Raw genomic sequence first — 11,057 nt, forward strand, 5'->3', positions numbered from 1 at the left:
GATCCAATGCAAAACGCAGCCGCAGCAGCAGTCCTCGCTCCAGTACGCCGCTGGGCACCGACGGGTCACCGATGGCGCCCAGCAGGATGGCGTCGTGTTGGCGCAGCTCGTCGATGACCGATTCGGGTAGGACCTCGCCGGTGGCGTGAAACCGCTTGGCCCCCAGGTCGTAGGTCGTCTTCTGCGCGCCTGGAAGCACCGTGTCGAGGACCTTGACCGCTTCGGCGACGACCTCTTGACCGATGCCGTCGCCGGGGATGATCGCGAGGTTGACGCTCACGACAGATCCACCACTTCCAGCTTGTTGGCGCCGACGGCCGCCGCGATCGCCGAACGCACGTCCTCGGGCACGTCTTGGTCCAGCCGCAGCAGGATCGTCGCGCTCGGCCCCTCGGCGTCCTCGGAGAGTTGCGCGGCTTGAATGTTGACGCCGGCCGACCCGAGCAACGTGCCGATCTTGCCCAACGCACCTGGCTCGTCGACGTAATTGATCACCAAGTTGATGCCCTGGGCGCGCAGGTCGAAGTTGCGGCCGTTGATCTGCACGATCTTCTCCACCAGTTGCGGCCCGGACAAGGCGCCCGCGACGTTGACGACGGAGCCGTCGGCGGCGACGGCCCGGACGTCCACCACGCTGCGGTGGTTGGGGCTCTCGGTGGCCTTGGTCAGCTCGGCGGTGACTCCGCGCTCGGCGGCCAGCGCCGGCGCGTTGACGAAGGTGACCTGGTCCTCGATCACCGCGGAGAACAGGCCGCGCAGCGCCGAGAGCTTGAGCACCTCGACCTCGTCGGCCGCGAGTTCACCGCGGACCTGCACCGACAGCGACGCCGGCAACTCTCCGGACAGCGCGGCGGTCAGCACGCCCAGCTTGCGCACCAAGTCCAGCCACGGCGCGACCTCCTCGCTGACCACCCCGCCACCGACGTTGACCGCGTCGGGCACAAACTCACCGGCCAGGGCCAGCCGCACACTCTTGGCGACGTCGGTGCCGGCGCGGTCCTGAGCCTCCGCGGTGGACGCCCCCAGGTGCGGAGTGACCACCACCTGGGGCAGCTCGAACAGCGGGCTGTCGGTGCAGGGCTCGGTGGAGAAAACGTCGAGTCCGGCGGCGCGCACGTGGCCGCTGCTGATTGCCTCGGCCAGAGCGGTCTCGTCGACCAGCCCGCCGCGTGCGGCGTTGACGATGATGACGCCGGGTTTGGTCTTGGCCAAGGCGTCCTTATCGATCAGCCCCGCGGTCTCCGGCGTCTTGGGCAGGTGCACCGAGATGAAGTCGGCACGGGCCAGCAGATCGTCCAGGGACAGCAACTCGATGCCCAGTTGCGCGGCGCGGGCCGCGGAGACGTACGGGTCATAGGCGACGACGTGGGTGCCGAACGCGGCGATGCGCTGAGCCACCAGTTGGCCGATGCGGCCCAGTCCCACCACGCCGACGGTCTTCCCGAAGATTTCGGTGCCGTTGAACGACGACCGCTTCCAGGTGTGTTCACGCAGCGAAGCGTCCGCGGCCGGGACCTGGCGCGCGGCGGAGAGCAGCAGCGCCAAGGCGTGCTCGGCCGCGCTGTGAATGTTCGACGTGGGCGCGTTGACGACCAGCACGCCGCGGGCCGTGGCGGCGTCCACGTCGACGTTGTCCAAACCGACGCCGGCGCGGGCCACGATCTTGAGCTTGGGGGCCGCGGCGAGCACTTCGGCGTCGACCGTCGTGGCCGAGCGCACCAGCAGGGCGTCCGCCTCGGGCACCGCGGCCAGCAGCTTCTCCCGGTCGGGGCCGTCTACCCACCGCACCTCGACCTGGTCTCCGAGGGCCGCGACGGTCGATTGGGCAAGTTTGTCGGCGATCAACACAACAGGCAGGTTCACGCGGACAGCCTAGCGGCGACCGTCAGCGCGACGGAGTCGGGCGCAGCGGGTCGCCGCCCACACCGGGGGGTGAACCGCTGATCGTCTGGCGTTGAGTCACATTCGCCACATCCGTCTCTGCTGGAGGTGGTGGCATTTTTGCCCGCCTCAGAGCGACAAATCACCGCCGGCCAGCGCTGTTGGTCCTACTTCGCGCCAGCCAACCCGCCTACGCTGACGCCATGACGAATCTTGCGATCATCTATTACTCGGCTACCGGGCACGGCACCACCATGGCCAACCGCGTCGCTGCGGCGGCTGAAGCCGCCGGCGCCGAGGTACGGGTGCGCCACGTCCGAGAGACCCGCGACCCGGCGTCCTTCGCGCAGAATCCGGCGTGGACGGCCAATTACGAAGCGACCAAGGACCTTCCGGCGGCTACCGGCGACGACATCATCTGGGCCGACGCGGTGATCTTCGGCTCGCCGACCCGATTCGGTTCGCCCGCAGCGCAATTGCGCGACTTCCTGGATTCGCTGGGCGGGCTGTGGGCACAAGGCAAATTGGCCGACAAGGTGTATGCCGCGTTCACGTCCTCCAACACTATGCACGGCGGCCAGGAATCCACGCTGATCGCGCTGTACTTCACGCTGATGCACTTCGGCGGCATCATCGTGCCGCCGGGGTACACCGATCCGCTGAAATTCGTCGACGGCAATCCCTATGGGGTCAGCCTGATTTCAACGCACGACAACATCACCGAGTTTGACGACGCGACGAACAACGCGTTGGACCACTTGGCGCGCCGAGTAGTGTCGACGGCGGCGCGACTAGCCTCCTAGCGGCCGCGCCTGGGGCTAGGCCGTTTCGGTGATCGGCCGGTCGACCCAGCTCATCAGGTCGCGCAGCTTCTTGCCGGTGACCTCGATCGGGTGCTCGGCGTTCTCCTTGCGCAGCTGCTCGAGCTGCTTGTTGCCGCCCTCGACGTTGGCGACGAGCTTCTTGGTGAAGGTGCCGTCCTGGATGTCGCGCAGGATGTCACGCATCCGCTGCTTGGTGTCGGCGTCGATGACGCGCGGCCCCGACAGGTACCCGCCGAACTCGGCGGTGTCGGACACCGAGTAGTTCATCCGCGCGATGCCGCCTTCGTACATCAGGTCGACGATCAGCTTCAGCTCGTGCAGCACCTCGAAGTAGGCCATCTCCGGCGGGTAACCCGCCTCGACCATCACGTCGAAACCGGTCTTCACCAATTCCTCTGTGCCACCGCACAATACGGCCTGTTCACCGAACAGGTCGGTTTCGGTCTCGTCCTTGAAGGTGGTCTTGATGACGCCGGCGCGGGTGCCGCCGATCGCCTTGGCGTAAGAGAGCGCCAACGCCTGGCCTTCACCGCTGGGGTCTTGGTCCACGGCGATCAGCGCGGGAACGCCCTTGCCGTCGACGAATTGGCGCCGCACCAGGTGCCCCGGGCCCTTCGGCGCGACCATGGCTACGGTGACGTTGGCGGGCGGCTTGATCAGATCGAAGTGGATGTTGAGGCCGTGACCGAAGAACAAGGCGTCGCCGTCATTGAGGTTGGGCTCGATGTCGTTCTTGAAGATGTCGGCCTGCGCGGTGTCGGGGGCCAGCAGCATGATGACGTCGGCCCACTTGGCGACTTCGGCGGGGGTGTCGACCTCGATGCCCTGCTCCTCGACCTTGGCGCGCGACTTGGAGCCTTCCTTGAGCCCGACGCGGACCTGGACTCCGGAATCGCGCAGGCTCAGCGAGTGCGCGTGGCCCTGGCTGCCGTAACCGATCACACCGACCTTGCGGCCCTGGATGATCGACAGGTCTGCGTCGTCGTCGTAAAACATCTCTAACGTCTGCGCTGGCACGTCTGCCACCTCGATATCTCCTTCTATCAGTCTTTTGTCGAAATAGTGCGAAATTACTTGGCGGTGCCGATTACGCGCGGCCCGCGGGCCAGCGACACCACGCCCGATTGGGCGATCTCGCGGATCCCGAACGGCTCGAGCACCCGCAACAACGCCTCCAGCTTGCCGCGGTTGCCGGTGGCCTCGACGGTCAGCGAGTCCGGCGATACGTCGATGACGTTAGCGCGGAACAGATTCACCGCTTCGATCACCTGACTGCGGCTGCCCGCGTCGGCGCGCACCTTGATCAGCGCCAGTTCGCGTGACATCGAGTTTTCCTCGTCCTGCTCAACGATTTTGATGACGTTGATCAACTTGTTGAGCTGCTTGGTGATCTGCTCGAGCGGCGTCTCCTCGGCGGAGACCACAATCGTCATGCGCGACATGTCTTTCTGCTCGGTGGCACCGACAGCCAACGACTCGATGTTGAATCCGCGTCGGGAGAACAGGGCTGCCACCCGCGCCAGTACACCGGGGGTGTCTTCCACCAGAACCGACAACGTATGTGTCTTGGGCGAACTGGTGACCATCAGGCGTGCCCTTCGCTTTCGTCGTCGAACAACGGACGGATGCCGCGGGCGGCTTGGATCTCGTCGTTGCTGGTGCCGGCGGCCACCATCGGCCAGACCTGCGCGTCGGCGCCGACGATGAAGTCGATCACCACCGGGCGGTCGTTGATCTCGCGCGCCTGATTGATCACGTCGACCACGTCTTCGGCACGCTCGCAACGCAATCCGATGCAGCCGAGTGCCTCGGCCAGCTTGACGAAGTCCGGGATGCGGTGCGAGTGCGTGGCCAGGTCGGTCTGGGAGTAGCGCTCCTCGTAGAACAAGGTCTGCCATTGGCGGACCATGCCCAGGTTGCCGTTGTTGATCAGCGCCACCTTGATCGGGATGCCTTCGATCGCGCAGGTGGCCAACTCCTGGTTGGTCATTTGGAAGCACCCGTCGCCGTCAATGGCCCAGACCTCGGTGTCGGGAAGGGCGAACTTGGCGCCCATGGCCGCCGGCACGGCGTAACCCATGGTGCCCAGGCCGCCGGAATTGAGCCAGGTGCGCGGCTTTTCGTAGGAGATGAACTGCGCTGCCCACATCTGGTGCTGGCCAACCCCGGCGACGTAGACGGCGTCGGGTCCGGCGATCTGGCCGAGCTTCTCGATGACGTACTCCGGGCTCAGGCTGCCGTCGCTTTGTGGGCCGTAGCTCAGCGGGAAGGTCTCCTGCACGCCGTCCAGATACGCCCACCAGTCGGCGATGTCGAGGTGACCCGGAACGTCGTGGTGGTGCAGCATCGCGATGAGCTCGGTGATGACGGCCTTCACATCGCCCACGATCGGCACGTCGGCGTGGCGGTTCTTGCCGATCTCGGCGGGGTCGATGTCGGCGTGAATCACCTTGGCTTCCGGGGCAAAGGAGTCCAGCTTGCCGGTTACCCGGTCGTCGAAGCGGGTGCCCAGCGCGATCAGCAGGTCGCTGCGCTGCAGCGCCGCCACCGCGGCCACGGTGCCGTGCATGCCGGGCATGCCGAGGTTCTGGCGATGGCTGTCCGGGAAAGCGCCGCGCGCCATCAAGGTGGTGACGACGGGAATGCCGGTGAGGTCGGCCAGTTCGCGCAGTTGCTCGGTCGCCTCACCGCGGATCACGCCGCCGCCGACATAGAGCACCGGCTTGCGGGCGGCCGCGATCAGTTTGGCGGCTTCGCGGATCTGCCGGTTGTGCGGCTTGGTGTTGGGCTTGTACCCGGGCAGGTCCATCCGCGGCGGCCAGTTGAATGTGCACGGCCCTTGCAAGATGTCTTTGGGAATGTCGACCAGCACTGCGCCGGGGCGTCCGGAGGCCGCGATGTGGAACGCTTCGGCCATCACCTTCGGGATCTCGTCGCCAGAGCGGACCAGGAAGTTGTGCTTGGTGATCGGCATGGTGATGCCGGAGATGTCGGCTTCCTGGAAGGCGTCGGTGCCGATCAGTCCCCGCCCGACCTGGCCGGTGATGGCGACCACCGGGATGGAGTCCATCTGCGCGTCGGCCAGCGGTGTCACCAGGTTGGTCGCGCCGGGACCCGACGTCGCCATGCACACCCCGACCTTGCCGGTGGCGTGCGCGTAGCCGCTGGCGGCATGCCCGGCGCCCTGCTCGTGGCGGACCAGGACGTGGCGCAGTTTCTGGGAGTCGAACAACGGGTCGTACACCGGCAGTACAGCGCCGCCCGGGATGCCGAAGATGACCTCCACGTCGAGCTCCTCGAGCGATCGAATGACCGCCTGCGCGCCGGTAAGTTGTTCCGGCGCAACGTGTTTCGGATGCGCGGTCGGGGCGGCCGCGGGCGTTTCCGCCGCGTCGGAGGCGATGTCGGCCGCGCGCTGCGTCTGCCGGGCGTGCGGCCTGGTTGGTGCGCTCACTGTCTTGTTCGTCCTTAATCGGGTGAAGTCTCGTTGGTGGGCAACAAAAAACCCCCGTCAGCTCAGCTGCTGCACGAGGGTTGCGCGTTAGTGCTGGACCGCTTCCAATGCTAGTCAGGCACCAACGCGCCTACCAATTACTACGAGCATTCCGGGCTGTCCGGCGGTATCCATAGCTTACGAAGGTAGTCTTCGCACTGGTCAGGAGTCAAATCGGTGTCCTTGACCGGCGAGTGTGCGCTGACGGCGGCGAGTGTGCGCTGGCGGCGGCGAGTGTGCGCTGCCGGCGGCGAGTGTGCGCTGACGGCGGCGAGTGTGCGCTGCCGGCGGCGAGTGTGCGCTGACGGCGGCGAATGTGCGCTGACGGCGGCGAGTGTGCGCTGGCGGCGGCGACACGCCGTGCACGGTCGCCGTAAGCGCTCAATGAGCACCGCGGCGGCGTCAAGGCGAGCAGTGACATGATGCCAAGGTGGCTACCGACTCGCCCGTGGTGATCAGAATGTCGCCGATGGCGCATCTGGCCGTCGGCTTTGTGCTGCTCGGGCTGTTGATACCAGTGCTCACCTGGCCCGCAGCCCTCCCCTTGCTGCTGATTCCGATCGTGCTGTCGGCGTTGATCATTCGCCTGCGCACGGTTGCCGACGAGCAGGGCGTGACGGTGCGCACGCTGCTGAGCAGTCAGACGATCCGCTGGGAGGACATCGACGGGCTCCGCTTCCACCGCGGCTCGTGGGCCCGTGCTCAGCTCAAGGACGGCGCGGAAGTGCGGCTGCCCGCAGTGACGTTCGCGACATTGCCGCAGCTGACCGAAGCCAGCAAGGGCAGGGTCCCTAACCCGTACCGCTGATCAGGCCAGCGGGTTGACCCCGTTGAGCATCACCCAGACGCCGATGCCGGCGGCCACGCCGACCAGCAACGCCACGAATGACCCGATGAACGGCCGATGCGACCAGCGCCGACCCGCATCAAGTCCATAGCGTCCCGGACCGCTGAGGATCACGGCGACTGCCATCGCCACCAGGGTGATCTGGTATTCGTGACCATTGGGTAGGAAGTAGGCGAACGAGTGCGAGTGCCGGCCCGACATGCTGGCCAGCAGGCCGTTGATCAGGAAGGCCAGCGCGCCGGCGGCGGCCAGCGGGGTGAATAAGCCAAGCACCAGTAGCACGCCCGCGACGATTTCGCCGCCGGCGCTGACGTAAGCCAGGACGTCGGCGTGGTGGTAGCCGATGTCGGACAGCGAGTTCCTGAACCCGTTCAGGCCTGAGCCGTCCCACCAGCCGAACAATTTCTGCAGCCCGTGCGCAATCAGCACCAATCCGAGACCGGCGCGCAGAACCAGCAGACCGAAGTTCTGCGTGCCGCGACGGCCCACCGCGCCGACCCGGTCGTCTTCGTCGTCGAAGTCGACGGTGGCGGGCATCGCCGAACCTTGTTTGCCCGCGGCTTGCGGCTGGACGTACGGGAGCGGCTCTTGGTGCTCGACCAGGTTGTATCCCGTGCCGCCGATATTCGGCCCTGGGTCGTAGGGCGGGATGATGGTGGTGGTGCCGGTGTGTTCGCGTTTGAACGCCGCCGGGGTCAGATCGTCTTCGGGATCGACCAGCCTCGCCGAGGCGGGGGGAGCCGCGATCGGCCCGTGGGGATCGTCCGGGCGCTGCCAGAGTGCGTCATTCGAACTGGTCACGGGTGTCAGGGTAAAGGCACATGGGCCCGAAACCCGGGATTTGAGCGGCGCTTTTACCGGTTAAATCCGCAGTTGATGCGTGGAACTGGTTAAACCAGCACTCAAGGGCGGATGGCAGCCCGCCACTGCCACCTTGGCCGCCTTGACCATCTTGACCACCTTTACCGACCGCGGTGCCACCCGCGGCGGTGGCGTCGTAGCCGTTGCCGGCGGTGCCGCCTTTACCGCCCGCGCGGCCGGTGCCGCCGGTGCCGCCGGTTCCACCTATGCCACCGGCCTGGCCGGGTTCGCCGCTGTTGTCGGTGCCTGCATCGCCGGTCGCCCCGGTGCCGCCGGTGCCGCCGTTGCCGCCCTGACCACCCTTGCCGATCTGCCCGGACGTGCCGCCGTGGGAGTTACCCGCATCACCACGCCCCGGTGGCAGGTGGCGGCCTCGATCCCAAATTCCCGTAGCCTGTCGGTCATGCGGATACGGCGGTCGGTTCGGCGCGCGCTCGCGGTGTTGAGTGCGGCGGCGCTGATGTCGAACGGCTGCGCGCGGTTCAACGACGCCCAGTCGCAGCCGTTCACCACCAATCCCGAACTGCGTCCGCCGCCCAGCTCCACACCTCCCCCGCCACCGCCGCTGCCGCCGACACCGTTTCCGAAGGCCTGCCCTGCGCCTGGGGTGATGCAGGGGTGCCTGGAGAGCACCAGCGGCCTGATCATGGGCATGGACAGCAAGACCGCACTGGTGGCCGAGCGCACGACCGGCGCCCTCGTCGACATCTCGGTCAGCGCGGAGCCCAAAGTGAAGATGGTGATTCCGGTCGATCCGTCCGGAGATGGCGGGTTGATGGACATCGTGCTGTCGCCGACCTATTCACAGGACCGGTTGATGTACGCCTACGTCAGCACGCCCACCGACAACCGGGTCATCCGGATCGCCGAAGGCGACATTCCGAAGGACATCTTGACGGGTATTCCCAAGGGCGCCACCGGGAATATGGGAGCGCTGATCTTCACCAGTCCCACCACGCTGGTCGTCATGACCGGTGATGCCGGTAACCCGGCGCAGGCCGCCGATCCGAAGTCGTTGGCCGGCAAGGTGTTACGCATCGAGCAGCCGACCACCATCGGGCAGGCTCCGCCGACGACCGCGCTGTCGGGCATCGGCTCGGGTGGCGGCATGTGCATCGATCCGGTCGACGGGTCGCTCTATGTCGTCGACCGGACGCCGACCGCGGACCGGTTGCAGCGCATCACCAAGAAGTCCGAGGTGTCGACGGTGTGGACCTGGCCGGACAAGCCTGGCGTGGCCGGGTGCGCGGCGATGGACGGCACCGTGCTGGTCAACCTGATCAACACCAAACTTACTGTGGCGGTTCGGCTGGCGCCTGCGACCGGTGCGGTGACCGGTGAACCGGACGTGGTGCGCAAGGACACGCACGCTCACGCGTGGGCGTTGCGGATGTCGCCGGATGGCAACGTTTGGGGCGCGACGGTGAACAAGACCGCCGGTGACGCCGAAAAGCTGGACGACGTGGTGTTCCCGCTGTTCCCGCAGGGCGGCGGCTTCCCGCGCAACAACGACGACAAGGCCTAGGCCGAGCCGTCAGCCCTGTCCGCAGGCCGCCAAGACGAGTTCGCGAACCCGCGCCGCATCCGCTTGTCCGCGGGTGGCTTTCATCACCGCGCCGACGATCGCGCCGGCCGCGGCGACCTTGCCGCCGCGAATCTTCTCCGCGACATCGGGATTGGCGGCTAACGCCTCGTCGACAGCGGCCTGGGTGAGGGAATCGTCACGGACCAAGGCCAGACCACGGGCGGTCATCACGTCCGCGGGTTCGCCTTCTCCGGCCAGCACCCCTTCGATGACTTGGCGGGCAAGCTTGTTGGACAGCTTGCCCTCGGTGACCAACGCGATCACCGCGGCGACTTGGGCCGGAGTGATGGCCAGTTCGTCGAGGGCCACCTTGGCCTCGTTGGCTTTCTGTACCAGGAAGCTGCCCCACCACGCGCGGGCCTGTTCGCTGGGGGCGCCGTGCTTGACGGTCTCGGTCACCAGCTCCACCGCGCCGGCGTTAACCAGGTCGCGCATGACCTCGTCGGAGATCCCCCACTCTTCCTGAATCCGCTTGCGGGTCAACCACGGTAGTTCGGGGATGGTCTGGCGGAGTTGCTCGACCAGCTCGCGGCTGGGCGCCACCGGTTCGAGATCGGGCTCCGGGAAATACCGGTAATCCTGGGCGGTCTCCTTGGCCCGGCCGGGACTGGTGTAGCCGGCTTCGTGAAAGTGCCGGGTCTCTTGAATGATGTGGCCGCCTGAGGTGAGCACGGCGGCTTGCCGCTGCATCTCGTAGCGCACCGCGACCTCAACGCTTTTCAGCGAGTTCACGTTCTTCGTCTCGGTCCGGGTACCGAATTCGGTTGCCCCCTTGGGCATGAGCGACACGTTGGAGTCGCACCGCATCGAACCCTGATCCATCCGGACGTCGGATACGTCCAGTGCGCGCAGCAGGTGTCGCAGGGCTGTGACGTAGGCCCGGGCGATTTGGGGGGCGCGTTCGCCGGCGCCGACGATCGGTTTGGTGACTATCTCGATCAGCGGGACCCCGGCGCGGTTGTAGTCGATCAAGGAGGTGGTCGCGCCGTGGATGCGGCCCGTCTCGCTGCCGATGTGGGTGAGCTTGCCGGTGTCTTCTTCCATGTGCGCCCGCTCGATGTCGACCCGCCAGGTGGTGCCGTCTTCCAGCGGAGCGTCGAGATAGCCGTTGATGGCGATGGGCTCGTCATATTGCGAGATCTGGTAGTTCTTCGGCATGTCCGGGTAGAAGTAGTTCTTCCGGGCGAACCGGCACCACGGCACGATCTCGCAGTTGAGGGCCAGGCCGATGCGGATTGCCGACTCGACGGCCGCCTGGTTGAGCACCGGCAGGGAGCCGGGCAGGCCCAGGCACACCGGGCAGACCTGGGTGTTGGGTTCACCGCCGAAGGCGGTGGCGCAGCCGCAGAACATCTTGGTTTTGGTGGACAGCTCGACGTGCACCTCGAGGCCCAGGACGGGGTCGAAGCGGGCGATCACTTCGTCGAAGTCGAGCAGTTCGGCCTCTGCGGCTTTGGGCGCTCCGGGCGCAACAGTCATGGGGTTGATCCTAGTGGTGGTTGCGAGGTCGGCGGAGCCGGCCGAAGCAGACCACCACCATGGGGCTAGTGGTGGTTGCGAGGTCGG

10 protein-coding genes are annotated in these 11,057 nt (G+C 66.7%); 3 read left to right on the forward strand and 7 right to left on the reverse strand.

Going from position 1 to position 11,057, the window contains the following annotated elements; all coding sequences use genetic code 11:
* Together A9W95_RS02255 and serA are read right to left on the reverse strand one after the other, a co-directional pair.
* The coding region (locus A9W95_RS02255; protein ID WP_253851533.1) for an isocitrate/isopropylmalate family dehydrogenase at positions 1–280 on the reverse strand (280 nt) is incomplete at its 3' end.
* Positions 277–1,863, reverse strand: coding sequence for a phosphoglycerate dehydrogenase (gene serA / locus A9W95_RS02260; RefSeq protein WP_067409023.1), 1,587 nt, complete (start codon positions 1,861–1,863; stop codon positions 277–279). The genes A9W95_RS02255 and serA, both read right to left, overlap by 4 nt.
* A gap of 221 nt (positions 1,864–2,084) precedes the next feature.
* Here serA and wrbA point away from each other — a divergent pair, with 221 nt between their 5' ends.
* The gene (wrbA, locus tag A9W95_RS02265) at positions 2,085–2,684 is read left to right on the forward strand and encodes an NAD(P)H:quinone oxidoreductase (protein WP_067409024.1); all 600 of its coding nucleotides are present in this window, start codon (positions 2,085–2,087) and stop codon (positions 2,682–2,684) included.
* Between the two features lie 15 nt (positions 2,685–2,699).
* Here the strand turns inward: wrbA and ilvC are convergent, their stop codons facing one another.
* From ilvC to A9W95_RS02280, 3 genes are all read right to left on the reverse strand, one after another.
* Complete coding sequence (gene ilvC / locus A9W95_RS02270; RefSeq protein ID WP_067409025.1) at positions 2,700–3,701, reverse strand: ketol-acid reductoisomerase; 1,002 nt, start codon at positions 3,699–3,701, stop codon at positions 2,700–2,702.
* A gap of 74 nt (positions 3,702–3,775) precedes the next feature.
* The gene (gene ilvN / locus A9W95_RS02275; RefSeq protein ID WP_067409026.1) at positions 3,776–4,291 is read right to left on the reverse strand and encodes an acetolactate synthase small subunit; all 516 of its coding nucleotides are present in this window, start codon (positions 4,289–4,291) and stop codon (positions 3,776–3,778) included.
* Positions 4,291–6,108 (reverse strand): acetolactate synthase large subunit, encoded by a 1,818-nt coding sequence (locus A9W95_RS02280; protein ID WP_371328014.1) that lies wholly within the window; start codon positions 6,106–6,108, stop codon positions 4,291–4,293. The genes ilvN and A9W95_RS02280 overlap by 1 nt, the downstream gene beginning before the upstream one ends.
* Positions 6,109–6,658: 550 nt before the next feature.
* Between A9W95_RS02280 and A9W95_RS02285 the strand changes: the two genes are divergently transcribed.
* Positions 6,659–7,006, forward strand: coding sequence for a PH domain-containing protein (locus tag A9W95_RS02285; protein ID WP_216638119.1), 348 nt, complete (start codon positions 6,659–6,661; stop codon positions 7,004–7,006).
* On the opposite strand, the gene A9W95_RS02290 is transcribed toward A9W95_RS02285, so the two are convergent.
* Entirely contained in the window at positions 7,007–7,846 is an 840-nt protein-coding gene (locus tag A9W95_RS02290) for a DoxX family protein (protein ID WP_067409028.1), read from the reverse strand.
* A gap of 463 nt (positions 7,847–8,309) precedes the next feature.
* Between A9W95_RS02290 and A9W95_RS02295 the strand changes: the two genes are divergently transcribed.
* Positions 8,310–9,431, forward strand: a complete 1,122-nt coding sequence (locus A9W95_RS02295) for a sorbosone dehydrogenase family protein (RefSeq protein WP_067409031.1) — start codon at positions 8,310–8,312, stop codon at positions 9,429–9,431.
* Positions 9,432–9,440: 9 nt separating this feature from the next.
* On the opposite strand, the gene gatB is transcribed toward A9W95_RS02295, so the two are convergent.
* Positions 9,441–10,970: an Asp-tRNA(Asn)/Glu-tRNA(Gln) amidotransferase subunit GatB gene (gene gatB / locus A9W95_RS02300; RefSeq protein WP_067409029.1), complete on the reverse strand. Its 1,530-nt coding sequence runs from the start codon at positions 10,968–10,970 to the stop codon at positions 9,441–9,443.
* Positions 10,971–11,057: the final 87 nt, after the last annotated feature.

This window comes from Mycobacterium sp. 1423905.2, from assembly GCF_001673155.1.
Lineage (GTDB): Bacteria > Actinomycetota > Actinomycetes > Mycobacteriales > Mycobacteriaceae > Mycobacterium.